Annotated in this window: 32 protein-coding genes; all 32 read left to right on the top strand. The window is 35.8% G+C overall.

The genetic code is table 11. From position 1 onward, the window contains the following. Positions 1–92 precede the first annotated feature (92 nt). The 32 genes from CLV48_RS13330 (at position 93) to CLV48_RS13180 (ending at position 25,024) form a co-directional block, all read left to right on the top strand. On the top strand, positions 93–1,238 hold the full coding sequence (locus CLV48_RS13330; RefSeq protein ID WP_146140102.1) for a hypothetical protein: 1,146 nt from the start codon (positions 93–95) through the stop codon (positions 1,236–1,238). 163 nt (positions 1,239–1,401) lie between these two features. Beyond that, positions 1,402–2,199: a hypothetical protein gene (locus CLV48_RS13325; protein ID WP_211299947.1), complete on the top strand. Its 798-nt coding sequence runs from the start codon at positions 1,402–1,404 to the stop codon at positions 2,197–2,199. 334 nt (positions 2,200–2,533) lie between these two features. Next, the gene (locus CLV48_RS13320) at positions 2,534–2,944 is read left to right on the top strand and encodes a DUF4332 domain-containing protein (RefSeq protein ID WP_106567785.1); all 411 of its coding nucleotides are present in this window, start codon (positions 2,534–2,536) and stop codon (positions 2,942–2,944) included. A 17-nt stretch (positions 2,945–2,961) separates the two neighbouring features. Continuing rightward, complete coding sequence (locus CLV48_RS13315) at positions 2,962–3,735, top strand: hypothetical protein (RefSeq protein ID WP_106567784.1); 774 nt, start codon at positions 2,962–2,964, stop codon at positions 3,733–3,735. Positions 3,736–3,764: 29 nt separating this feature from the next. After that, on the top strand, positions 3,765–3,968 hold the full coding sequence (locus CLV48_RS13310) for a dodecin family protein (protein WP_106567783.1): 204 nt from the start codon (positions 3,765–3,767) through the stop codon (positions 3,966–3,968). Between the two features lie 47 nt (positions 3,969–4,015). Continuing rightward, positions 4,016–4,234, top strand: a complete 219-nt coding sequence (locus CLV48_RS13305) for a hypothetical protein (protein ID WP_106567782.1) — start codon at positions 4,016–4,018, stop codon at positions 4,232–4,234. 388 nt (positions 4,235–4,622) lie between these two features. Further along, positions 4,623–4,889: an ArsR/SmtB family transcription factor gene (locus CLV48_RS13300; protein WP_106567781.1), complete on the top strand. Its 267-nt coding sequence runs from the start codon at positions 4,623–4,625 to the stop codon at positions 4,887–4,889. 91 nt (positions 4,890–4,980) lie between these two features. Beyond that, on the top strand, positions 4,981–5,349 hold the full coding sequence (locus tag CLV48_RS13295) for a nuclear transport factor 2 family protein (RefSeq protein ID WP_106567780.1): 369 nt from the start codon (positions 4,981–4,983) through the stop codon (positions 5,347–5,349). A gap of 8 nt (positions 5,350–5,357) precedes the next feature. Continuing rightward, on the top strand, positions 5,358–5,813 hold the full coding sequence (locus CLV48_RS13290; protein WP_106567779.1) for a hypothetical protein: 456 nt from the start codon (positions 5,358–5,360) through the stop codon (positions 5,811–5,813). Between the two features lie 28 nt (positions 5,814–5,841). Then, positions 5,842–6,225 (top strand): DoxX family protein, encoded by a 384-nt coding sequence (locus CLV48_RS13285; protein ID WP_106567778.1) that lies wholly within the window; start codon positions 5,842–5,844, stop codon positions 6,223–6,225. Positions 6,226–6,229: 4 nt separating this feature from the next. Continuing rightward, on the top strand, positions 6,230–7,120 hold the full coding sequence (locus tag CLV48_RS13280; RefSeq protein WP_106567777.1) for a dioxygenase family protein: 891 nt from the start codon (positions 6,230–6,232) through the stop codon (positions 7,118–7,120). A 59-nt stretch (positions 7,121–7,179) separates the two neighbouring features. After that, positions 7,180–7,698 (top strand): luciferase domain-containing protein, encoded by a 519-nt coding sequence (locus CLV48_RS13275; protein WP_201767568.1) that lies wholly within the window; start codon positions 7,180–7,182, stop codon positions 7,696–7,698. 627 nt (positions 7,699–8,325) lie between these two features. After that, positions 8,326–8,535, top strand: coding sequence for a helix-turn-helix domain-containing protein (locus CLV48_RS13270; RefSeq protein WP_106567776.1), 210 nt, complete (start codon positions 8,326–8,328; stop codon positions 8,533–8,535). Then, the gene (locus CLV48_RS13265; protein ID WP_106567775.1) at positions 8,526–9,506 is read left to right on the top strand and encodes a restriction endonuclease subunit M; all 981 of its coding nucleotides are present in this window, start codon (positions 8,526–8,528) and stop codon (positions 9,504–9,506) included. The genes CLV48_RS13270 and CLV48_RS13265 overlap by 10 nt, the downstream gene beginning before the upstream one ends. 3 nt (positions 9,507–9,509) lie before the next feature. Then, positions 9,510–13,466, top strand: coding sequence for an Eco57I restriction-modification methylase domain-containing protein (locus CLV48_RS13260; protein ID WP_106567774.1), 3,957 nt, complete (start codon positions 9,510–9,512; stop codon positions 13,464–13,466). A 21-nt stretch (positions 13,467–13,487) separates the two neighbouring features. Further along, positions 13,488–14,354, top strand: coding sequence for a hypothetical protein (locus tag CLV48_RS13255; protein ID WP_106567773.1), 867 nt, complete (start codon positions 13,488–13,490; stop codon positions 14,352–14,354). A gap of 429 nt (positions 14,355–14,783) precedes the next feature. Beyond that, complete coding sequence (locus CLV48_RS13250; RefSeq protein ID WP_341272826.1) at positions 14,784–16,160, top strand: dihydroorotase; 1,377 nt, start codon at positions 14,784–14,786, stop codon at positions 16,158–16,160. A gap of 11 nt (positions 16,161–16,171) precedes the next feature. Further along, positions 16,172–17,008 carry a DUF6671 family protein gene (locus CLV48_RS13245; RefSeq protein WP_106567771.1) on the top strand — a complete coding sequence of 279 codons (837 nt, stop codon included), beginning with the start codon at positions 16,172–16,174 and terminating at the stop codon, positions 17,006–17,008. A 336-nt stretch (positions 17,009–17,344) separates the two neighbouring features. Then, positions 17,345–17,689, top strand: coding sequence for a hypothetical protein (locus CLV48_RS13240; protein ID WP_146140101.1), 345 nt, complete (start codon positions 17,345–17,347; stop codon positions 17,687–17,689). A 56-nt stretch (positions 17,690–17,745) separates the two neighbouring features. Next, positions 17,746–17,988, top strand: a complete 243-nt coding sequence (locus CLV48_RS13235; RefSeq protein WP_106567769.1) for a hypothetical protein — start codon at positions 17,746–17,748, stop codon at positions 17,986–17,988. Continuing rightward, positions 17,985–18,383 carry a type II toxin-antitoxin system VapC family toxin gene (locus CLV48_RS13230; protein ID WP_106567768.1) on the top strand — a complete coding sequence of 133 codons (399 nt, stop codon included), beginning with the start codon at positions 17,985–17,987 and terminating at the stop codon, positions 18,381–18,383. The genes CLV48_RS13235 and CLV48_RS13230 overlap by 4 nt, the downstream gene beginning before the upstream one ends. A gap of 166 nt (positions 18,384–18,549) precedes the next feature. Beyond that, on the top strand, positions 18,550–19,320 hold the full coding sequence (locus tag CLV48_RS13225; RefSeq protein ID WP_106567900.1) for a helix-turn-helix domain-containing protein: 771 nt from the start codon (positions 18,550–18,552) through the stop codon (positions 19,318–19,320). Positions 19,321–19,415: 95 nt separating this feature from the next. Further along, a complete protein-coding gene (locus tag CLV48_RS13220; protein ID WP_106567767.1) occupies positions 19,416–19,841 on the top strand; it encodes a VOC family protein in 426 nt (141 codons plus the stop codon). A 67-nt stretch (positions 19,842–19,908) separates the two neighbouring features. After that, positions 19,909–20,568, top strand: a complete 660-nt coding sequence (locus tag CLV48_RS13215) for a DNA alkylation repair protein (protein WP_106567899.1) — start codon at positions 19,909–19,911, stop codon at positions 20,566–20,568. 159 nt (positions 20,569–20,727) lie between these two features. Then, complete coding sequence (locus CLV48_RS13210; protein ID WP_146140100.1) at positions 20,728–21,054, top strand: hypothetical protein; 327 nt, start codon at positions 20,728–20,730, stop codon at positions 21,052–21,054. Then, positions 21,051–21,185, top strand: a complete 135-nt coding sequence (locus CLV48_RS20845) for a hypothetical protein (protein WP_281261110.1) — start codon at positions 21,051–21,053, stop codon at positions 21,183–21,185. The genes CLV48_RS13210 and CLV48_RS20845 overlap by 4 nt, the downstream gene beginning before the upstream one ends. Before the next feature lie 84 nt (positions 21,186–21,269). Then, complete coding sequence (locus CLV48_RS13205) at positions 21,270–21,545, top strand: hypothetical protein (protein ID WP_146140099.1); 276 nt, start codon at positions 21,270–21,272, stop codon at positions 21,543–21,545. A 137-nt stretch (positions 21,546–21,682) separates the two neighbouring features. After that, positions 21,683–22,015 carry a hypothetical protein gene (locus CLV48_RS13200; RefSeq protein ID WP_106567764.1) on the top strand — a complete coding sequence of 111 codons (333 nt, stop codon included), beginning with the start codon at positions 21,683–21,685 and terminating at the stop codon, positions 22,013–22,015. A 35-nt stretch (positions 22,016–22,050) separates the two neighbouring features. Beyond that, entirely contained in the window at positions 22,051–23,061 is a 1,011-nt protein-coding gene (locus CLV48_RS13195; RefSeq protein ID WP_106567763.1) for a virulence RhuM family protein/type II toxin-antitoxin system death-on-curing family toxin, read from the top strand. Positions 23,062–23,252: 191 nt separating this feature from the next. Then, positions 23,253–23,468 carry a hypothetical protein gene (locus tag CLV48_RS13190; protein ID WP_106567762.1) on the top strand — a complete coding sequence of 72 codons (216 nt, stop codon included), beginning with the start codon at positions 23,253–23,255 and terminating at the stop codon, positions 23,466–23,468. Next, a complete protein-coding gene (locus CLV48_RS13185; RefSeq protein ID WP_106567761.1) occupies positions 23,458–23,865 on the top strand; it encodes a putative toxin-antitoxin system toxin component, PIN family in 408 nt (135 codons plus the stop codon). The genes CLV48_RS13190 and CLV48_RS13185 overlap by 11 nt, the downstream gene beginning before the upstream one ends. Positions 23,866–24,043: 178 nt before the next feature. After that, positions 24,044–25,024, top strand: a complete 981-nt coding sequence (locus tag CLV48_RS13180; RefSeq protein ID WP_146140098.1) for a hypothetical protein — start codon at positions 24,044–24,046, stop codon at positions 25,022–25,024. Positions 25,025–25,202: the final 178 nt, after the last annotated feature.

The following is a 25,202-nucleotide window of genomic DNA, read 5'->3' as shown; positions in this document are numbered from 1 at the left end:
AGTTCTTCGATTGAACTTTTGTGCTAAAAATCCGCCACTACGCCAAGCCGCAAAACGTTAGCGGTAATTATAAAAAGACGACAGTGCATCATATGGAAAATGTAACAAACGACCTTAAAACCCTATTTGACGAAGCGAAACAAAGAAGCGAGTTTGACTTTGTTTTGACTTTAATAAATTATAGGGGTATGGGGACACATAAGTTAATGACCAATCTTTATGAGTGGTTTGACGCAATTGAGTTTTACAAAAATTTATACCAAGGACACACAGGCAAAGAGAAAACAAGAATTGCTGCTTTACTTTATTCGACCTTTTTTGAAAACAGCGACTTCTACAACATCATTGGAAGTCTTTGCAAAGTCAAAACAGGCTATAAAGGCTCATCATACCTATTTTGGAAAACAAAGAAGTATGACAGACTACTCGGTATTGGAGAAAAACAAGACAGTATTTTAGAACTTCTACACGATGCAGGAAAGCCAAACATTGTTGACTTCTTTAAGCAAAACCATTTCAAAGAAATTAGAAATACATTTTCTCATTCTGCATATGCTTTAAGTGCAGACGAGTATATACTACACGACACAGAACCAATCTATATTGAAGGTCTTGGACAATCTTCTTTTAACGTAGAAACCTTTTTCTATCCAAAAGTTGACAATGTAATTATATTTTTCAGCACATTTAAAGACCTTTACCTTAGTTCTTTCGCAAGTTACAGGGCAGACAAAGTAGTCAAGGGATATTTCCCAAATCTTTGTGACATTACCATTTTAGGTGCAGTGGACGGACTAAAAGGTTTCAAGATTAAAAATTCAGTTCAGTTTTACGGACAATGGCACGACTCAGGAATTTGGTATGACGAGCAGTATGATATGTATGCAGGACATAACATTACTTTCAATATGCCTAATGTTGAGACCGTAGAAATTGATGACCAACTTAAACGATACGAGAATAAAGACGATATTCATCAAAGTGATGTTGAGTTTCACAACTTAATGGAGAAAATTTCAGACCGCAAACAACCGAATGAAATAGCCAGAGCTACAAATTTGCTATTAAAGTTTGGTGGTTTACGACACAAGAAAATGGAGCAAGAACAAAATCCATTTAAGAAAAAGAGTTTTCCAAAATTCATTCTTCCGTTTTACAAGAGAGCGATTGAAATTGGTTCACCCTTATTTGACACGACACCCATAAAAAAAGCAATTGAAGAACTTGAGAATGGATAGAATAACTACCGCTAACAGCCGTTTGCCGCAATGGGGGCTGACGTGGTTAAATCAAGTGTAGTGCTTCTATCAACATTTGTCTTGGTTGACAGTGAAGTGCTCCGAAATCCCCCACTGCGGCAAGCGGCAAAACGTTAGCGGTCAGGCTATAAGACGACAAACAATGGACAAAGTGGAACGTTTAGGAAAAGAATATATAGACCATAAAGTATTCGGACAACTTTCAGAGTTTGCGGACTTTTATGACTCTTTGGCTCACACGACAATGGGATTTATGAGCCAAGGAACAAAAGCAATATTGAATTTGGACACTTACGTATTTAGTTCAGTAATAGGAACACTTGATTCAATAAGAGAAATTTTATCAAACGGAAGAATAAATGACTCTTACGCTTTACTCAGAAAATACTATGACTCAACTATAATAAATGTTTATACCAATCTATATTTGAACGACCATTTCAATATTGACAATTTTATCGTTGAGCATATTGACAATTGGAGAAAAGGCACAGAGACAATCCCTGAATATCGGGTGATTTCAAAATACATAAAGGACTCTGCTAAACTAAAACCAATTACAGACCTACTCTTAAAGGACAAACTTTATAAAAACGTTCGTGACAGGTGCAACGACCATACACATTACAACTACTATTACAACTTGTTGCTCAATGACAATGAAATTTATTTACCGAATAGAGTTAAAGCGTTAGACACTTTCTCTGCTGACTTGACAGCCGTTTTTGTTCAACATTTTGCTTATCTCTTTTATTTAAACGACCATTATATGATGTCAACGGACTATGTTGACTATCTTGACGTAGGTATGACACCAGAAGAAGGTTCACAATATTGGGTTTCGCCATTTATTCAAAAGACATTTGACAAATGGATTAAGCCATACAGACCAGACATTGCAGACGAAATAAAATCTAAGACTTCAATGAAACTTGAATGATTTTGACAATTAAATATACGGAGAACAAAGAAGCCCGAACCGCTAACACGGGTTTTGCGTCAGGCGGGGTGACGTGCAAACTTGGAGTTTTGTGCTTCTATTCAAGTTCAGTGCTGGCAGACAGTTTTGTGCTCCGAAACCCGCCCGAACGCAAAGCCCGAAAACGTTAGCGGTCAGGCTAGGATGAAACCAACCCGACTATATAGAGAAAGACAGCAAAATATTTTTTCTATATTAGCTGAGTAGAAAAATGGAGGCCAGTAACCATTTCAAAAAACGGGGCGAAACCGAAAAGCCAGATGAGTAGGATTTATTTTAACTAAAAAACAAAGAAATGGCAAACTACAAAATTGAAGAAATCGAAGGAATTGGACCGGCTTTAGGCGAAAAACTCCGTAATGCCGGCATTACAAACACCGACAAACTATTAGCCGGCACAAAAAGTAAAAAACAAAGAAAGGAACTGGCTGATGCTACGGGAATTTCTGAAAAGCAAATCCTCAAATTTGCAAATATGGCTGACCTTTTCAGGATAAGCGGTGTAGGACAGGAATTTGCAGAACTGCTGGAAGCAGCTGGCGTTGATACTGTGCCGGAACTTGCACAAAGAAATGCAGAAAACCTTACTGCTAAAATGGAAGAAGTAAACGAAGCGAAAAAATTAACCCGCAGAACTCCCTCTTTAAAAGAAGTGGAAAAATGGATAGCCGAAGCAAAGTCACTTCCCAGAGAATTAGAATATTAAATTAATCCTTTTTGAAAATGGAAAAGAAAAAAATTACCAAGGTAGGAGGAGACATTCCTCCTTCTACCCAGGTAACAAGCACATTCGTCCCTACTGCGGAAAGCAAAGGTAAAGCCACACGGTTTCGTGTAATTGCAGCTATTCTGTGGTTGCTCGCTATTGGTGCACAAATTGTGGCCATTTCTATGCTGTTCAAGCAACCCGTTAATATGACGTGGATTATCATTTTGATAGTGATAGATTTGGCATTGGCTGTTACAGGTTCTATTCTCTGGAAAAAATCAAATCGCTTGGATCCTCCTTCAGAGAAAAACAAATTAATGTTTTTTATGCAAAGTCAGTTAGGGCTGGTGGTAGCCATCATTGCCTTTTTGCCACTCATCATTTTTATACTGACAAATAAAAATTTAGATGCCAAACAAAAAGGAATTTTAGGTGGCATTGCCGGGGTGGCTTTAATAATAGCGGGTATTACAGGGGTAGATTTCAATCCACCCTCTGTTGAACAATATACCGAGCAAACGGCAAGAGTTGAAGAATTAACGGGTAACAATTTGGTTTACTGGACAAAATCCGGGACCAAATATCATCTCTACGACAACTGCCATTCAATAAATAAGGATGCGACAACCGAAATTTTTGAGGGAAGTGTTGCCAAAGCAAGAGAACTGAAAAATATCAGCGAACTCTGTAAGTTTTGCGAAAACAAAGCAGCTAAAGAACAAGGAGTAAATTCTACAAACGAATTAAAGGAAGTTGAAGATGTGTTAGAAAATACCAACCAACAATAAAACTTACAAACATTTAAAAAAACAAAATTATGGCAGTATTAAAAGTAGTAGAAATTCTTGCCAACTCAAAAGTGGGTTGGGAAGATGCCGCAAACAATGCGGTAAAAGAAGCGTCAAAAAGTATTAAAAACATTGCTTCTCTTTACGTGCAAGAACAAAGTGCAGTGGTTAATGACGGAAAAATTGTGGAATATCGCACAAATGTCAAAATCACTTTTGAGGTAAAAAGATAAATCATCACTCTTAAACAATTTAATTAACAATTAAAACAAGTATTACTATGAACGAAATCATCAAAATGGTGGCATCCAAAACCGGAATGTCAGAATCTGTGGCTAAAATAGCTGTGGATGTTGTCGTATCTCAACTCAAAAGCAAATTACCTGCCGGAGTAGGCAGTCAGATAGACAGTCTATTGGGTGATAATAGTTCCGCAAAATCATCAAACCCATTGGGTGGCTTGACTGACAAGTTGGGCGGAATACTCGGAAAAAAATAAGCCCGAACCGCTAACAGCGTGTATAAGAAATAGCGGGTTTAGTGATAAATCAAAGGTAAGTGCTTCTAAGAAAAATCAGTGCCAAACTGAAAGTGAAGTGCTTTTTAATCCGCTACTTCTCATACACGCAAAACGTTAGTGGCAACCCTAAAAAACGACCGTTCTCCGTAGACAATGACGCAGTAACTTGACAGGCAGACAGACAAAAAAGCAGGACAAATTTCGGCAAAGCCGTTTGGCTATCCCTTCTGCAAAAGCAAAAGAGGTGCATTCTTTTTTATTTTTTATTTTGGTATGCACCACATTTGCTTTTGCCCAAACGCACAAAATCCGTTCTCCATAGACAACTTAGTGCTTTAAAACTTATCTTTGTCAAAAAATATAAACGATGAACCTCCTCAAAATTTCAAAAGCATTAGCTGACGGCACTCGCTACAAAATATTAAAAATCCTTATGGCTAATGGTGAAATAAGCTGCGGTGAACTGGAAGACCATTTTACCCTATCCCAACCCACCATTTCACACCACCTTAAAATACTTTACGATTGTGAGTTAGTCAGTGTTAAAAAAGACGGACAGCATTCCTTATTATCAGTTAACAAGAAAATGCTGGAAAAATACTTTGAAACACTTAAAATGGAATTGGTTAAATAATTTTTTTAATAATAATATAGACACATTTCAATATATCAATTATATTTGCACTCAAATAAATGAAATACTAACCTAAAAAATCAACATTGTTATGAACCTTAAAGAAACAGTAGAAGAAATGAACCGCATGATAATGAGCGGTCAGAACATGGAAGCATTTGAAAAATACTACCATGATGATGTGGTAATGCAGGAAAACGCAAACCCTATCTGCGAGGGAAAAACAGCTAACCGAGAACGCGAGAAAAAAGCACAGGAACAGATGATGGCATCAATTGAACAGTTTCATGGAGCCGAAGTAAAAGCAGTTGCAATTGGCGACAATACTACAATGGTGGAATGGTCATTTGATATGACCTACAAAGGCGGAAACCGTTCAAAAATGGAACAAGTTGCAGTTCAAAGATGGAAGGATGGAAAAATAATTCACGAACGGTTTTATTACAATTCACCTAAATAAAAAGAACTATGAAAACAATTGCACTAAATCCTCAAATTCTTTCTATGACAGAGTTTGGGAGTAACATCAATCCTAACGATGAAACGAATAATCATTACATCCCCGGAGTTTGCAACATCGGAAAAGACGAAATGAAAAGACGAAAAATTGCTGCCTTGTCATCGCTGGCAGTTACGATTATTCTCATAGTGGTCTTATTGCTGCTGCCTGAAAACCGACTGTGGAGATTAACACTGTTTGTTCCAGTTACATCTTTCGCAGTTAGTTTTCAGCAGTGGTATTTCCGTTTCTGCGTTGCATTTGGAATAAAGGGTATTTTTAATTTCGGCAATCTCGGAAAAAGCGATACCATACAACAAGCCGAATTCAGAAAAAAAGACCGTGCAAAAGCGTGGCAGATGATAAACACAGGAATAGTGGCAGGCATAATTGCAGCTACGGTTTTTTATTATTTACCTTTTTAAAATCAATTAATATCTAAACAAAACAATTATGGAAACAAAAACAATGTCAAAAAAAAGAAAAGTCATAAACTGGATATTTGTCGGGATCATGTCCGCATTATTCATTATGAGTGCAACCATGAAACTAATGGCAGGTGCAGACGCAGAAATTGCCAAGAACTTTGTTAAATGGGGTTTGGACGGTAAACTTATGCTAATAGGAATGGGCGAACTCATCGCAGCAATTTTGTTTCTGATTCCCCGAACATCCTCTTTGGGAGTTCTCTTGCTCTCTGCTCATCTCGGTGGTGCAATAACTACACACATGGAGCACGGAGAAATGTTCATTCCACAAGCAATAATGCTGTTATTGGTATGGGTTGCCAACTATTTGCGTAATCCTGAAATGCTCGCTTCATTCACAAAAAAATAATTTCATGCAGCGAAAAGATTTTTTAAAACTTTTAGCGTTAGCCCCATTAGCCGCTCAAACCATGAAACTACAAGCATTTTCTAAAATCACTGATTCATTACCTGCGACAAAAAAAATGCCTGTGCTTTTTACTTCACATGGTAACCCGATGGACATACCGCTTGGGTTGAATGCAAATCCATTTTTAACAAGTTTGACACAAGTAGGAGAAAAAATCAGGAAAGAGCACGAGATAAAAGCCGTCTTAGTCGTGTCAGCCCATTGGTGCACCAAAGGAACGCTTGTAAATGTGAGCACCGCACCCGAAACCATTTATGATTATTACGGTTTTCCGCCCGAATATTATACCCAAAAATATCCTGCCCCAGGTTCGCCCGAAACGGCAAAAGAAGTAACCAAACTTATTCCGAAAGTTAAAGAAACAACCGAGTGGGGATTAGACCACGGAGCATGGCCCATGCTTAAACACATGTTCCCAAAAGCCGATGTGCCTGTGTTTGAAATGAGCATTGATTACTACCAATCTGCACAATACCATTTTGATTTAGCAAAACAACTCAAGCCACTTAGGGATAAAGGAGTTTTAGTAATCGGAAGCGGAGCAGTAGTGCATAATATAAAAGAAGCAGGTAAGCGTTTTTTTAATGGTAATATGACACCCTATGGATGGGATATAGAATTTGACAAATGGATAAAACAACAGTTGGACAAACGGGACGTTCAAAGCATAGTGAATTACGAAAAGCAAAAATTAGGATTAATGGCAGCACCCACCCCCGACCATTATGTGCCTTTGATATACAGTTTAGCCCTGATGGATGAAAACGAAAACATTGAACACACATTTGAAGAACTATTACCCGCATTTAGCAACAGGGGATTTCGTATAGGATAAATATTTTCTTACAACTTATGAAAGTCTTTTGTGTGCTTTTAATAACACTAATTATAACAATGAGTCAAACCTCTAAACAATCTGATAAAATGCCTTTAAACTTAGAATTTGAGCTTCCTTTAAGAATCGGAATCAAACCAATTACGACACCGAGCAACCCACATATGCAATTAGACCAACAACCGACTGATAGAAAACTTGTGAACGAGCTTATGAATTGGGCATTTTCTCTACCGGACATAGCACAAGCAAATAGCAAGATATCGGTACCTGGTGCACAGGCGATGTGTCTGTCAGAAGATAAAATGTGTAACCATTGTAATGCTTTTATGATTGAAAATGAATTTGCTCATTTTCATCCAGTGCCTGATGGCAGTATACATCTTGGTTTACCGTTAAATGATGCAAAATATGTGATTGAAAAAGGTTGGGGAGAGTTGCATCCAATTGCTAAAAGGGGTTATTTGCCATTAAATTTTATCATGGTTTATGCACCAAGAAATGAAGAAGAGGTATTAGTAATAAAAAAAATAATTTTCCGATCATATCAATTTGCTAGAGGTCACTTTAAGGATTAAGAATCTTCCCCCACTCGCTCGGCTGTACCGAGTGAGTAATATGACTAAAGTTTCGGACTTGATAAATATCCACCTCCTTTGCAAGCAGGAAATGAGATAGGGGTTCATTAGCTTCTGGAGACAACCTACTGCACACCCGACAGACCCTGCTATTAATGCCAACCCAGTTGCACTCACATTTGCTTTTGCTCATTTTTATTTTTTTGATGGAAGAGCAAAAGCAAAAGAGAGTGCAAGCCACCGCACACACGACAGACCAATCCTTAATGACACGACACAGAAAAAAGAAGGGCAGCCACTAACAGCACCTACAAGAAATTGGCGGTTCAGTGGTAAATTGTAACTTTGTGCATCTAATAAAGTGAGTGGTAGGTTGACAGTTTTGTGCTCCGAAATCGCCAACTTCTTGTAGCTGCAAACCGTTATCGCTCAGTGTAAAAAGCCGACCCGCAAATGGCACATTTGGTTTTTTCCGACACTCAAGCCAACGCTAAAAAAACCAAAAGAGCCATTTTTTGCCAACGCACAGACAGGACAACTAGACAATTATTCAAACATTTTTTATCTTGAAAAACGAGATATTAAAAAATAAAAACTAAATTTGTGACTTGACATCTTTAGACAATAATGAACAGAATTAAAGAAGTACTTGAAGAAAAAGGAATTAAGCAAACTTGGTTAGCCGAACAGCTAGGCAAAAGCTACAATATGGTAAACGGTTACGTGCAAAATCGACAACAACCAAGACTTGAAGTACTCTATGAAATAGCGAACATTCTAAATATTGATGTAAAAGACCTTTTAAAAACTAACGAAGAAGTATACAAGTGCAAGTAGTTATCGACATATTAGAAAATGAGTTAATCGAGAAGTATCCTGACATTCTCGGAATACTACTTCGTGACCAGACCACTCAAAAAAATATTTTTTGGGCGACAGACAATTACGAACACTTCGGAGATTCATACAGATTCAATTCTGAAATATTACCTGAATTAATCACAGGAGAAAAAGGCAATGTAATAATGCCTAGGGTTCATAAAGACAAAATTCTACAATTATCTCGCTCCAAAGAAATGGCAGAAGTTTTTACGCCTTCTTGGATATGTAACGCACAAAATAACTTAGTTGACAATTCTTGGTTTGGAAAAGATGATGTTTTCAATAAAGAAATCTTGTTGAAGAATGGAACTAAATCTTGGGAAACAACAAAAGAAAAAATAGTTTTTCCAAAAGGTAAAACTTGGCAAGACTATGTTCGTGATACACGTCTAGAGATTTCTTGCGGAGAAGCACCTTATCTTGTTAGCAGATATGACACGACAACAGGAGAGTTTATTAAAATCGAGAACAGAATCGGGATTTTAGACAGAAAATTAAGAGTGGTAAATGAAAATTTGGACTCAATAAATGAATGGTTAAAAGCGGTTGAAACCGCATATAAAAACACATACGGTTTTGAATGGCAAGGAGATAGTTTGCTTTTGGCTCGTGAAGCATTACTAATAACATTCATTGAAAACTTTACACATAAATTTGAGACTGAACCATCACTTGAGACCATTCAAAATATTGCACAAATTATTTCTTGGAATATTTGGCAAATGGACGGTCTAAAAGGTGTTATTCCGAACAGTTGTAAAGATGAAACAATAGAAATTCCAGATTTTTTTGAAACTAGAACAGAAATAAAGAAATGCAAAGGTTGTGAAACTCAAAATATAAAATCACACAATGGCATTTATTGCAACATTATGGATTGGGATATAGAAAAGCCGATAAAATTTATATCTCTTTTAGAAAAGTAAACTATGCCAGAAACAAACAATATAAATGTAGATATACTTGATGACTTAATCATTGGAAGAGTAGAGCCCCAAATTTATGCTTTTACAACCGAAACAATACCGAATTATCTAAAAGTTGGCGATACCTACCGACCAATTGAAATGCGATTGAATGAATGGCGTAAATACTTCCCTAACCTTGAAAAGAAATTTGGAGATGTTGCAAAAGTTGATGACGAAACTTTTTTCAGAGATTATGCAGTTCATTTTTTTCTTGAAAACGAATTAAAAAGAAGCCGATTAAAGCCTAACGCTTTAAAAGGAATCCCATACTACTCAAATGAGTTTTTTGAAAACGCAACAGAGGAAGACCTAAAAGAAGCGATAGAAGACATAAAAAGCGGACATCAAAACAACGAATCAAAATATCAATATTATCGCTTTGACGAAAGTCATATTCCAATTACACATACGTACACAAGAATAGAAGAATATCCACTAAGACCCAATCAACAAAAAACAGTAGATAATTTTCGAAAAGCTTTAAATAAAGGCAGAGCCAATTTGTTGATGTATGCAGTAATGCGTTTTGGCAAATCATTTACCTCAATGTGTTGTGCTGTTGAAATGGGAGCTAAACTTGTGGTTGTAGTTTCTGCAAAAGCTGATGTAAAAGAAGAATGGAAAAAAACGGTTGAAAGCCATATTAAATTTGATGGCTATTGTTTTTTAGATAGTACTTCTCTCCTAACAAGCGATACGATTATTGCCGAAAAACAAAAGGCAAAAGAAAAAATCGTTTTATTTCTGACCTTACAAGACTTGCAAGGAGACGAAATAAAATCAAAACATAAAGAAATATTTGAAAATCAAATTGACTTATTGCTTATTGACGAAACACATTTTGGAGCAAGAGCAACTGAATATGGAAAAGTCTTAAAAGAGGAAAATTTAAGTGCTAAAGAAATAAAAAGCGAATTAAAGCTCAATGACAATACTTTAGACGATTTAGAAATTACCAATAAAGTTTTTAATGCAAAAATTCGCATTCATCTTTCTGGAACTCCTTATCGTATTTTGATGAATAGCGAGTTCACGAATGATGATATTATTGCATTCTATCAATTCACAAACATTGCAGAAGACCAAGAAAAATGGGATTTAGAAAATCTAAATAAAGATGAAATCAAAGAATGGGATAATCCTTATTATGGCTTTCCCCAAATGATTCGTTTTGCATTTAATCCCAATGAATCTTCCCGTAAAAAAATGGAAGAAATGAAAAAGAAAGGTGTAACCTATGCTTTTTCAGAACTTTTCAGACCACAATCAATAACCATAGACAAGGAAAATAAACTACATAAAAAATTCAAGTACGAAAAGGAAATTCTTGACTTGCTAAAAGTTATAGACGGTTCAGAAACAGATGAAAATTTATTGAGTTTCTTGGACTACGACAAACTGAAAGACGGCAAAATGTGCCGTCATATCGTTTGTGTTTTGCCTTACAGAGCATCTTGTGACGCATTGGAGGAATTAATCAATAACAACAAGTTTAAACATCTTAGCAATTACGAAATCATAAATATCTCTGGAGTTGAGAACGAAAAAAACTTCAAAGACACACAAGCAGTTCAAGCCAAAATTAAAAAATGTGAAAGTGAGAATGTAAAAACAATCACATTGACAGTAAACAGAATGCTTACAGGTAGTACCGTTCCTGAATGGGACACTATGCTGTACCTAAAAGATACAACTTCACCACAAGAATATGATCAGGCAATTTTTCGTTTACAAAATCAGTTCATAAAAATATTCAAAGAGCCGAATGGTGATGTGGTCAAATTCAATATGAAACCACAAACTTTGTTGGTTGACTTTAACCCAAATAGAATGTTCCAAATGCAGGAACATAAATCACAGATTTACAATGTAAATACTGAATCTAACGGAAACAGCAAGTTAGAGGACAGAATCCGAAAAGAACTTGAAATATCCCCTATAATTGTTTTGCATAACAATAAAATTGTACAGATAGAGCCATCTGATATTTTGGATGCTGTTCGTAAATATTCAAGTAGTAGAAGTGTATTTGATGAAGCTACAACTATTTCAATTGATTATTCTTTATTGCATATTGAAGCAATCAAAGCTGAAATTGAAAGACAAGGAAAAATTGGTTCTCGTCAAGGATTAGAAATTCCACCAGCAAAAGGCGAAGGAGACGAAATTGATATAGATGATACTTCCGATAATGATGAGGACGAAAATGAAGAAAATGCAAAATCCAAATCAAAAGATGATGAAGAAGTAAATGATTACAAAGGTCAATTTGCTATGTATTATGCAAGGATTTTATTCTTTGCATTTTTGACAGATTCAAGAGTTAAATCTTTACAAGAAACCATTAACCACATCAAAGGGAATGCTGATAATTTGCGAATAGCTTCAAATTTGAGCCTTGAAATCATCATACTTGATTTGTTTCAAAAGCACATCAACCCATTTATTTTAAGCGAACTAGATTATAAAATTCACAACATTAATTCATTAGCCAATGATTCCGCAATTTCTCCAATAGAAAGAGCGAGTAATGCAATGAAAAAATTTAGTCGCTTGTCAGATTCAGAAATTGTAACCCCCGAATTTGTTACCGACAAAATCATAAACGGTTTGCCAGCCAAAGCCATTGACAAGAATACAATGCTTTTAGATATTGCTTCCAAACAAGGCGAGTTTGTATATGCCGTATATAAAAAGTTTGGCAAAGAAGTAGCTAACAAATTCTACTCAATACCAACATCAAAAATTGCGTATGAGTTTACTAGAAAAGTGTACAAGTTGCTTGAATTAGATGTAAAACTAATTGAAACGAACTACACCTCTTACGATTTAATCAGTGAAAACAAATTCATTGAAAAAGAAACCATTAAAATAAACAACAAGAAAATGAAGTTCAATGTAATAGTAGGCAATCCGCCTTATCAGCAAAGTGACGGTGGTGCTCAAGCAAGTGCCAAACCAATTTACAATCTCTTTGTAGATGTAGCAAAGCAATTAAGCCCAAGCAATATTGCTATGATTATGCCTACAAGATGGTTTGCAGGAGGACGAGGTTTAAATGAATTTAGAGACCAAATGCTGAATGATACTCACATTTCGGAACTACACGATTTCCTGAAACCAGAATTAATCTTTCAAAACATAAACCTGAGAGGAGGCATCTGTTATTTCCTTTGGGACAAAGCTTATGATAACACAAAAGAATTAACAAAAGTCTTTACTTACAGGGATGATTTAATTCCAAAAATGAACAATCGTAGCTTGAAAACAGAAGATTCTGATATTCTAATTCGTCATAGTATTGGCATTGAAATGATTAATAAAATCAATTCTCATAAAGATTTTGAATCCTTTGAATCTCATATTTCATCATTAAGACCTTTTGGCTTTAGAGGTTATTTTACCAAAGATGAAAAATTCCGTGAATCAAAAAATGGATTAACCAATCCTGTTATTTGTTATGGAAAAGGTAAGCAAGTTGGATACATAGAACGAGATGAGATTTCTAAAAATACTGAATGGATAGACAGATTCAAAGTTTATACTCCGAGAGCAAATAATATTGGAACAGAATTAAATGACGATAATCTTAATTCATTTGTTGGTGTTCCAAATACAATTTGTACGGAATCCTATTTAGTAATTGGTGTTGACCTAGAGTTAAATCAATCATCTGCAACAAACCTTTGCAAATACTTAACTACAAAATTTGCAAGATTTCAACACAGTCTAGGAAAAGCAAGTCAAGATGCGACTTCTAAAACTTTCCGTTTTGTGCCTACTCAAAACTTCACTGATAATTCAGATATAGACTGGAGTAAATCGACAGTTGAAATTGACAATCAATTGTACACAAAGTATAAATTAACAAAGGAGGAAATTGAGTTTATCGAAAGTATGATAAAATCAATGGCTTAGTAAATTAAGGGAAAATAAACAATGAATTTTTGGGCTGATATACAAGCGATATTCAACAACAGAGAAATAGCACTTCTGCTTTGGATTGCTGTAATTGTTTTGGCTGTATTGCTTTCTAAACTCAGAAAATCACTTTTTCCAATAATTCAAATCCTTACAAAGCGTTTGTTTTTGATTATTTTTTCTTTAATCGGAGCTTACTTGTTCGGGATAATTATTCTCTTTAAAAATCTTGAAGTTTGGCAAAACTCCAATTTAAAAGATGTTTTATTTTGGCTTTTTACAGTTGGTTTAATCTTAGTTTTCAAAATCAATGATGCTAAAAGCAACTCATATTTTAAAGGTATTTTCCTTTCAGCAATCAAATGGACAATTGTCCTTGAATTTGTAGTTAACCTTTATAGTTTCAGTCTGTTTACCGAAATAATCATTTTGCCAGTATTAGTTTTTTTAGCCTTAACACAAGCAGTTGCAGAAATGGACGAAAAGCATAAAGTTGTTTCAAAGTTTTTGCAAAATATTATCGCAATAGCAGGACTTTCAATATTCTCCTATTCACTCTATAAAACCGTTATAAACTTTGATGCTGTTTTAACTTTTCAAAATCTTGTTTCATTCCTTTTACCAAGCACAATCACAATTTTATTCATACCATTTGTTTACTTCTTGGCATTATACAGCACATACGAAAGCTATTTCATTCATCTTGACTTTATGACCATCAAGAAAGACAAAGTAAAAGAAACGAAGAAGCTAATATTAAGAATTGCAAACATCAACCTTGATAAACTTTTAAGAATTAAAAAGAACTTTGAGAAAAGAGTTTTTTATGACGACACAGACTTAAAATCTTACATTAACAGTATCAGTAAACAATCTAAAATTTAAAATTATGGCAACCAAGACAGTTCCGGTTAAACCTCACAAAAGGTCAACACCATCACCCACACCAAGAAAAAATCCTGATGCACCAAAACCAGGACCAAAGACAGTTCCAGTTGAACCACATAAACGGACACCACCGAAAAAATAAACTGACAAAGATGCCAACGCTTCACAGCCACACACATTGCCAAGTCGCACCAGCCGACACGCAAACCAAAACTTGGCAAAGAGTGTGTCTGCCCAACCGCACGACCAAAACGACCGACAAATCAGCGGACGAAAAAGAACACCGAAGCGATAACATCACCTATACGCAAGCAGGGGTTTCGTGCTTCGTAGGACAGGAAAGTAGTAAAATTAAAGTTCAGTTCTTCGTAGGTAGTTTAGTGGTAAAAATCCCTGCCTGCGTATAGCTGAGAACCGTTATCGGCAATGGCAAGACCCGAAACAGACAGACAATTTACAATGACAGAAAAAACTCTAATCAAAAATATAAGCATAGTAAATGAGGGACAAATAACCGTTGCTGACCTATTTATTGAGAATGGTTTAATTCATTCAATCGGACAACTAATCGACCACAAAAATGTAAAAATAGTTGACGGGACAGGCAAGTATTTATTTCCAGGTATTATAGACGGACAAGTTCATTTTCGTGAGCCTGGACTAACACACAAAGGCGACCTTTACACAGAAAGTAAAGCCGCTATTGCTGGTGGCGTGACTTCATTTATTGATATGCCAAATACGTTACCGAATGTATTAACCATTGACATCTTAAATGAAAAATATCAAATAGCATCTAAAAAATCTTTGGCCAATTTTGGCTTCCTTTTAGGTGTAAATGGAGACAACCTTGATGAAATAATTAAGCTCGAGACATCAAAACTGTTAGGCGTTTCAGATGACGGACTTTACTTTACAAAAAAAGGCAACCTACTTGCTGATAATCCAGAAACAATGGAAAAACTGTTTGCGAACTGCAAATCCATTATTGCCATTCATTCTGAAAAAGAACAAATAGTTGAAGAGAACGAAAACATATATCGTGAAAAATATGGAGAAAATGTGCCTATTGAATTTCATCCAATTATTAGAAGCGAAAAAGCTTGTTATGAAGCAACCAAAAGAGCAATTGACATAGCTAACAAACTTAAAGCTCGACTTCACATTCTGCACCTGACGACTGAAGCAGAAACACATTTATTTAGAAATGACATTCCTCTAAAAGAGAAAAATGTAACAACCGAAGTTTCGGTTCATCATTTGTGGTTTTCTGACAAAGACTACAAGCGTTTGGGAACTTTAATAAAATGGAACCCAGCGATAAAAACTGAAAAGGACAAAAAAGGACTTTTAAAAGCTTTGTTAGACGATAGAATAGACATCGTAACTACAGACCACGCACCCCATACATTAGACGAAAAACAAAAATCATATTTTCAATCAATGTCGGGTGCACCGATAATTCAGCATTCATTGAATATTATGTTAGAGTTTTTCAAACAAGGACTAATATCATTGGAAAAAATTGCCGAAAAAATGTGTCATAATCCAGCGATACTTTACGGCATTGAAAACCGAGGTTTCATACGAGAAGGTTACTATGCAGACCTCACTATTGTTGACTTAAATTCAAGCTGGACAGTTGACAAGAATAACATTTTATCTAAATGCGGTTGGTCACCATTAGAAGGAACAACTTTTCAAACCAAAGTGACCCATACATTTGTAAATGGTAATTTAACTTATGACAAGGGGAATTTTGACGAAACGAAAAGAGGATTATCACTATCAAAATCAAATTAATTGGGAATGAAATGTTTCAAAACAGAAAAATAATCATCGCAACCAAGCACCACAAAGAGCAAGTGATTGCACCTATTCTCGAAAAAGAATTGGGTGTAAATTGCTTTACAGATGAAACTTTTGATACGGATGCTTTGGGAACATTTACAGGTGAAGTAGAGAGAGAACTTGACCCAATTTCAACGGCAAGAGAAAAATGTCTGCGGGCAATGAAAGCAAACAACTGTGATTTAGGAATTGCAAGTGAGGGTTCATTTGGCCCACACCCATCTATGTTTTTTATAAGTGCTGACGATGAATTTTTAATTTTTATTGACACAAAAAATAACATAGAAGTAATCGCTCGAGAATTAAGCACTTCAACTAATTTTAATGGTAGACAAATCCAAACTCAAAAAGAACTTTTTGAGTTTGCAGAACAGGTTGGTTTTCCAGCACACGGTTTAATTCTTAGAAAATCAAAAGATGAAAATACGGATATTTATAAAGGGATAACCGAAAGTGAAATTTTGCAGAAATCATTTAACTATTTTTTCTCGAAATACAATTCAGTTTATGCAGAAACGGATATGAGAGCTATGTATAACCCTACACGAATGAGTGTGATTGAACAAGCAACACAAAAACTGGTGCAAAAAATTAAATCAACTTGCCCTCAATGTCAAACACCGGGTTTTGGAATAACAGATGCTAAAAAGGGTCTTGAATGTAGCTTATGTATTTCACCGACAAACTCAACACTAAGCTATATTTATGTCTGCCAACAGTGCAAATTCACAAAAGAAGAAATGTATCCAAATAAAAAAACAACCGAAGACCCAACGTATTGCGACTGTTGTAATCCATAAAAGAGATAATATTGACACACAGGACAGAATACACAAATAGCAGAACGAAAGACAAAGCCACAGCCGATAACACGGGTTTGGCAAAAGTGGCGGTTCAGTGCTCCGCAGACACATTTGTGGTTAATCAAACATTGGTTCTCCGCATCAACATTTGTGGTGTAAATCGCCACCTTCGCCAAGCCCGAAACCGTTAGCGAAAATTGAAAAACCATGGAAAGCAATAATCTATTTCACTACTTTCTGAAATACCTATTTCTTGGTTTGGGAATAATAATGTCAATTACGTCCATTTTGTCTTGGTTCTTTCCGGAGTTATTCTGGATAAATGGTGAAAAAATGGAACAAAATATCGTTACCACATTATTTTTTGGAATGATAGGAATAATTTCCTTCCCACTATTTATTGCTATTAAGGATAAATTTGTGGTAGTAAAATTAGGAGGCCAAAATGTAACCATTAAAAATGGTGAGAACGAAAGAAAAATAAATTGGATGGAGGTGGAATCCCTTTCTCTCATACAGTTTGTTTACCCTCCTTTGTATAAATTAAAAGTTAAAGGGGATGAAAAAGTCTATTGGTTTAATACGGAAAATGAATTTATAAAAGCATCTGGTTTTGTAAAAGATTTGAGTGACATGGGAGACTTGATTCAGAAAAAGAAAAGAGAGTTGGGTATTTAATTATCCAAATCTTTTGACCACCAAACCATTAATTTCGTAAATTGAAGAAAAAAATCATGGCAAACCTCACTTTAAACAACAAGACATTAGAAAAGTATTTTGGTCTATTGAAAGGTTTGGATAATCTTTCCAAGAAAAAACTGATCATTAAGTTGACCGAGTCTCTTGATGTAAAAGAAGAGAAGGTGGAAATTCGGACGCTTTTTGGCGCATGGGAAGATGATAAAGATTCGGATGAAATCATTAAAGAAATTAGAGAATCCAGAATAGAAAAAACAGAAAATCCTGGTTTCGAATGAAGTATCTTTTAGACACTAATATCTGCGTCCATTTTTTAAGGGGGAAATATGGATTGATCGAAAAGTTTGAACAGCTAGGTACTGAGAGTTTTGCTATTTCAGAAATTACTTTGGCAGAATTAGTTTTTGGAGCTGAAAACAGTAAAAACCCTCAAAAGAATCTTGATTTAATTGAAGTGTTTGCTAATCAAGTTGTTGTTCTTCCGATTTTTGGAGTTATTTACCTGTATGGAAAAGAGAAAGCCCGATTAAGATCTATAGGCTTGCAGATTAGTGATTTTGACCTCTTGATTGGTTGCACAGCAATAGAAAAAGACCTCATAATGGTGACAGAAAACTTGAAAGAGTTTCAAAGAATCTCTGGTATTAGGTTAGAAAACTGGGTTACCAGATAAGAAACAACTTTCGCTAACATCACCTTGGATACAGCGGGCGGTTCCGATTAACTATAAAAGTCAGTATCTTTAAAAAATTAGGAGTAGGTTTGAAGAGAATGGCTCCGTGAAGCCCGCCGTCTCCAAGCTGAATCCCGTTAGCGGCAAGCATAACAGACACTCCGTAATGACAGGAAAAAATTACATACCGACAGAAAAAATTGCTGACTTTGTGGACAGTATTCTAGTTGTTGAGAACAATGATGTAAAAAAACCTTTTTCGCTTCCTCTTTTTGCAAATGGCAAACCGACCTTACTTTTTCAAACGACTAAAGGAACAATAAAAAGCAGTTCCAACTATCTAACACTTTTTGGGCAGACTATTCTTCCTGAACAAATAACATTCGCTGAAAACTTTACTCTCATAGCATTTTTCTTTAAGCCATTTGCTTTGACAACGCTTTTCGGCTTTTCAGCACAAGACCTTACTGACAACCCCATAAACCTAAATCTCATTCAGCCCCCAAATGCCAGCTTGTTACAGGAAAAACTTCTTAACTCCAAGACAGTTGACGAAATGGTTGCCATATTGGATGATTTCATATTTACACTAACTACAAAAATTAAAACAGACAACAAGCTGATTAAATACGCAACCAATCTTATTGCCGAAAATCCATCAAAAGAAATTCTCAAGAAAGTTCAAGACGAGCTTTATGTAACTGAACGGACATTTCAAAGAATGTTTGAAGATAAAGTTGGCCTTTCGCCAAATCAATATAGACGTATTGCCCAATTTAACTCTGCATTTCAACAATTAAACCAACATCAATTCAAACTTTTTTCTGATATAGCCTTTAACAATGTCTATGCCGACCAAAGCCATTTTATAAGGGCATTTAAAGAATTTACGAATATGACACCAAAAGAATACTTAAAATTGGGTAAAGGCGAATAAAACCGTTTTGTCGGTTTCGTTCTATTTTAGGGCAGACCGTGACAGTAGTTTTGTATCGTTAATTCAATTCAGGGTTAACATAAAAAAACAAAGTAATGACAAATAGGATTTATCCTTGCTTGTGGTTTGACGGTCAAGCCCAAGCAGCAGCAAAGTTCTACTGCACAATCTTTAAGAACTCAAAAATCACATCAGACAATCAAATGGTAGTAACCTTTGAGTTGGACGGCAAAAAGTTTATGGGGCTAAATGGCGGACCAAACTTTAAATTCAACGAAGCGGTTTCATTTGTGGTGGACTGCGAAACACAAGAAGAAATAGACCACTACTGGAATAGCTTAACTGCTGACGGTGGGCAAGAAAGCAACTGTGGTTGGTTGAAAGACAAGTTTGGAATTTCTTGGCAAATTGTTCCAACAGTTCTTCCTAAACTTCTAAGCGACCCGACAAAAGCACAGAAAGTAATGGAAGTGTATATGGGAATGAAAAAGTTTGACATTAAAGCACTTGAAAATGCGTAAAGCCAAAAGCGTTGGCGAATGGTTTTTCGCCAACGCTTTTTCATTTTTTCGTTAATATATAATGATTATGAACAGCGGAGAATTCATAGAGAAGCTTAAAAAATTAAGAAGGGAAAATTCTTTGGTAGCAAAAAAGCAAATTTTTGATTTAGCAAAGGAGCATAAGGATATGCCGACAATAGAAGCGATTAAACTTTTGAGAAATAGTGATTATGACCAACGATTGGGAGCTGTTTCAATTTTAGATTGGAAAGCAAGAAATACAAAAATCACAGAGAAGGAAAAAGAAGAAATTTACAACGCCTATATTGAAAACCATAAATGGATTAACGATTGGGGACTTGTTGACAGAGCAGCGCCTTACGTAATTGGCGGCTATTTACATAACAAAGACAGAAAACCACTTTACAAATTAGCTAAGTCAAAACTGCCAATGGAAAGAAGGACAGCAATTGTAAGTACTTATTACTTCATCAGACAAAACGATATTGAAGACACATTTAAAATTGCTGAAATTCTTGTGAATGACCAGGACGAATATGTGCAAATGGCAGTTGGAAGTTGGATTAGGGAAGCAGGTAAAAAAAACAGCACATATTTAATAAAATTTCTTGACAAATTTGCTTCAATAATGAACAGAAAATGTTTACGATATGCAGTAGAAAAATTGGACAACAGAACAAAACAAAAATATTTAAAGGCAGACATCACGAATGCCAGCCGCTAACAAGAGTTTGGCGTAATGGCGGCTGACGTTCTTCGTATGAACATTTGTGCTAAAACAAACATTTTTACTTCGTATGAACTTTAGTGCTAAGATCCTCCACTGCGCCAAGCGGCAAAACGTTATGCGGCAGCTTAAAGGACTACACAACAACAGAAAGTAATGGGACATAAAAAAGTTTGTTTAGAATGTATATTAACACTTAACAGACCATTTGACAGTGGTTCTGAACAAACATATCCTTGCCCTGAATGCGGAAAATCTATGACACTTTTGCCTCACCGATTTAGACCACCTAAAAAGACAGAAGACAAAAAATGGGAAACAGTTAAGTTTCTAATTGAAAATGGATTTTATTATCAACATATATACGAAATAGTTGAAGCCAAAAATGGAGTGACGAACTATCAGAATTATGCGAAGTATCCTGACAATCTTCGAGACGCTAAGGAATTTGTTGAACAATATAAAGACCAAGCACGAAAATGAAGGAAGGAAAACTCAATAAAGACGAAAAACAGGCGGAACTTTCAAAGTATCGAGACTTGGTATTGGCGACACTTGATTATTACCTTGGCAACAAGGGATTGCAAATCAAGACTGCTGACTTTGACTCTTAAGAACACTATAAAGGACTTAAAATACAAACTGAAGAACATTATCAAAAAGGGCGACTAACACGACTAAAACAATGGTTTCGGGACTTGACAGAAATGCAGGTAGAAACGGGCGACTTGAAATTCAACAAGTATCTGCAAGACAAAACCAAGTATGACACAGACATTTTTAAATCCTATTTCCAACGTATAGACAAAGTAATTGAGAAAGGAAAAATTACAACCGACAATCAATTTTACTACATCAATATGATGGTTGACCAACTTTGCCAAACCGAACCAGTTGACAATGAAAAAATAGGAATACTAAACAGACTTTTAAGTGAATATGAACAACGAAAGACAAGAAAGCCGACCGCATAACAGGCGTTTGGCTCAATGGCGGGTTATGTGGTTAATTGAACATTCTACCTCGCATCAGCTTTTGTGGTGTATTGACAGTTTTGTGCTCCGAAATCCGCCACTGCGCCAAGTGCCAAAACGTTGGACTCAATTCTAAAATGGCAAAGCAAAATCCTTGGATAATCGGAATATTGGGGTTTGGATTTTTTCTATACCTGGCATGGAATAATTTTGAAATGCCATTTGCTCCATGGACAAAAACGGCTGAGGCCAAAGCAGTGATTACAGAAAATGCACTTGGGTATGGTCCTAAAGGAATGGGATTTACCCAAATCATTACGATATCCTATCAGGTTGATGATTCGTTTTATGTTCAGAAGAAAAAACTTTCGCAGAGAATCGATAAAAAGGAAATTGGATCAAAGGTGTTAATAGAATATGCTGTTAAAGATCCTGGCAATTTTGAAATCAAAGGTTTTTTGAAACAATGAACTAATATTTTTATCAAAATCCATTATCTTCCTATATGGAAACAGTTGACTTCAATTCTGAAATAGTGGTTTTCAAACCATCCCAAGGTAGCAATGAATTTGAAATCATATTGGATGGGGAGCATGATACGGTTTGGGTTACCGAACAGCAGCTTGTTGAATTATTTGGTAAAGCTAGAAGAACGATTGGTGAGCATATCCGAAATATTTACAAAGAAGGAGAATTGGAAAAAGAGTCAACTTGGCGGAATTTCCGCCAAGTTCAAAAAGAAGGGGAAAGAAAAGTAAAAAGGGCAGTTTCAGCTTACAATTTGGATGTAGTGATCTCAGTTGGATATCGGGTAAAATCACCAGTTGGGATTGAATTCAGAAAATGGGCAACCCAAAGATTGAAAGATTACTTAGTGCAGGGTTATGCCATCAACAGCGAATTATTGAGCAAGCAAGGTCAAAAAATAATTCAGCTAGAAAATCAGCTTGATATTTTAAGAGAAAGAACCTTCGAATCACAAAAAGTATTGACTGAGGGATTTTTGGATATTATTTCAAAGTATTCTAAATCTTTTGAATTGCTCAATAGGTATGATTCAGAAGATCTTCAGCTTGACAACCTTTCAAAAGAAATCATTTATGTTATCAATTATGATGATGTCAAGAAAGCCTTATACCAGTTAAAAAGGGAATTGATTCAGAAAGGAGAAGCCGGAGAGCTTTTCGGAAACGAGAAAGATGATTCATTCCGGGGAATATTGGGAAGTATCTCCCAAACAGTATTTGGAGAATTGGCATATCCAACTATTGAAGAGCAGGCGGCACAGTTGTTATATTCTGTCATCAAAGGACATGCTTTTAGCGATGGAAACAAGAGAATAGGTTCATTTCTGTTTGTTTGGTTCTTAGAGCAGAACAATTATCACTTGGATGAAAGAGGAATTAGAAAAATAAATGAAAATACATTGGTGGCTCTTGCATTGGCAGTAGCGCAAAGTTTACCTGAGCAAATGGATTTGATGATTAAACTGATAGTAAACCTAATAAAGAACTGAGTCCAACATCACCTTGGATCCAGCGGGCGGTTCAGAGTAAATAGAAAGTTTAGTATCTTTAAGAAGGTAGAAGTAGGCTGGAAGAGAACGGCTTCGAATGCCCGCCGTCTCCAAGCTGAATCACGTTGTGGTGCATGATAAAACGATCTCCGATTTAAAATATTCGTATCTTTAAGAAAGATTGAAAAAAAATGGAAACTATTAGAATTGATATTTTGAATCCCAAAGCCAAAGCCCTTTTGAAAGACTTGGCAAATTTGGACTTGATAAGGATTAGGAAAGAGGATTCTGAGAATGCTTTTTCTGAAGTATTGAAAAAATTCAGGAGTAGGTCAGATGAAGCCCCAAGTTTAGAAGAAATTACTAAAGAGGTCGAAGCAGTCCGCAAAGCCCGGTATGAAAAATAGAAGGGTAATTCTAGATACTAATCTGTGGATAAGTTTTTTGATCTCCAAAAGACAAAAGGAATTGGATGTCCTTCTTGAATCTGGAGCAGTAACCCTGATATTTTCCCAAGAATTGCTTGAAGAGTTTTTAGAGGTTTCAGAAAGGCCCAAATTCAAAAGATTTTTTAAAAAATCAGATATCAAAACACTTTTGACCCAAATTGAAACTTTTGGGGAATTAATAAAGGTGGAATCAAAAATCAATGAATGTAGAGATCCAAAAGATAATTTCTTATTGAGTCTTTCGATTGATGGTAAAGCAGATTTCTTAGTAACAGGAGATTCTGATTTATTAGTATTAGGGGAGATAGAAAAGACAAGAATAGTTTCTTGGACTGAATTCATTTCTCAAGAATAAAAAATCACAGCCTGTCCCGCTTAAACGGGAAGACCACAACATCACCTTGGATACATCGGGTGGTTCCGAGTAACTATAAAAATCAGTATCTTGATGAAGGTAGAAGTAGGTTGGAAGCGAACGGCTCCGAATGCCCGCCGTCTCCAAGCTGAATCACGTTGGCAACCATTACAAAACCATGAAGACATTTATCTTAACATATTTGATTCTTCTTTTGTCCACAAATCTTAAAAGTGCACAGATTGATGAAACCAAAGACTACCTTCAATATCATAAGCAAATTATTGAAGCGGAAAAGTTGATTGGTGAAGAAAACTTTAAAGCCGCTTTAAGCCAGTACGAAAATGTATTTGATACTTATGAATTTGTCTTTTTGAGAGATTATCAGGTTGCAGCTCAACTTGCATTATTTTTAAATGATAAACAGAAAGCCCTACATTATGTAAAAGAAGGAATTTCGGCCGGGTGGGAATTGAAAGCGATTAAGAAGAATAAGTATCTATCTCAGTTAAATAACGAGCCTGAATGGAAATCTATAGTAAATGATTATGACAGTCTTCGAAAGGTTCATAATGAAAGTCTTAATCAGCCTATTCGGAATAAGGCAAAGAAAATGTTTTCCAAAGACCAAAGGAAAGCATTCGGGGCTTTATTGAAGATAGGAGACAAAGCCCAACAAAAGTATGCCGAAAGGAAATTTGCCCCTCATAGTGAAAGACAAGTATTTGAACTCATAGAAATTTTAGAATCAGCAGGTTATCCGGGAGAAAAACTTATTGGAAATCGCTATTGGATATCAACTATTCTAAGTCATCACAATTCCATATCTACAGAATATGTTAAGAAAGATACTCTCTATACATTTTTAAAACCGAGATTATTTGAAGCTCTAAGAAATGGTCAGATGTCACCTTACGAATACGCAACGATTGATGATTGGCACAGGACAGTTGTTTCTGATCGAAAAGAGCCGGGCTATGGATTTTTGATTGCACCTACTAAGACATCGTTATCAGTAACCAATGAGCTCAGGCAAATTATTGGACTGAGGCCTATAGAGGTCAGAAATAAACTGGTGGATGTTGAACAACGCACGGGAATGAATTTCTACTTACCAGGAAACCCATGGGTACGGGGCAATATAGAAATTAAAGATTAGATCGTAACGGTTGCCAACATTGTGTAGCTTCCATGCGGGAAGATGTGCAAACTTGAGCGGTTGTATTTCTTTGCTTATTTTGTGCTGGCGGACAGCGAATTGTATCAAAGCCCGCACGGCAGCTACACTTAAACGTTGGCCTTCATAGCTGCTAAGCGAACATTAACAAATAAAAGAA

This window comes from Cecembia rubra (assembly GCF_003014575.1).
Classification (GTDB): domain Bacteria; phylum Bacteroidota; class Bacteroidia; order Cytophagales; family Cyclobacteriaceae; genus Cecembia_A; species Cecembia_A rubra.
The sequence above is the reverse complement of the archived record's forward strand: the minus strand, read 5'-3'. Positions and strand labels throughout refer to the sequence as shown.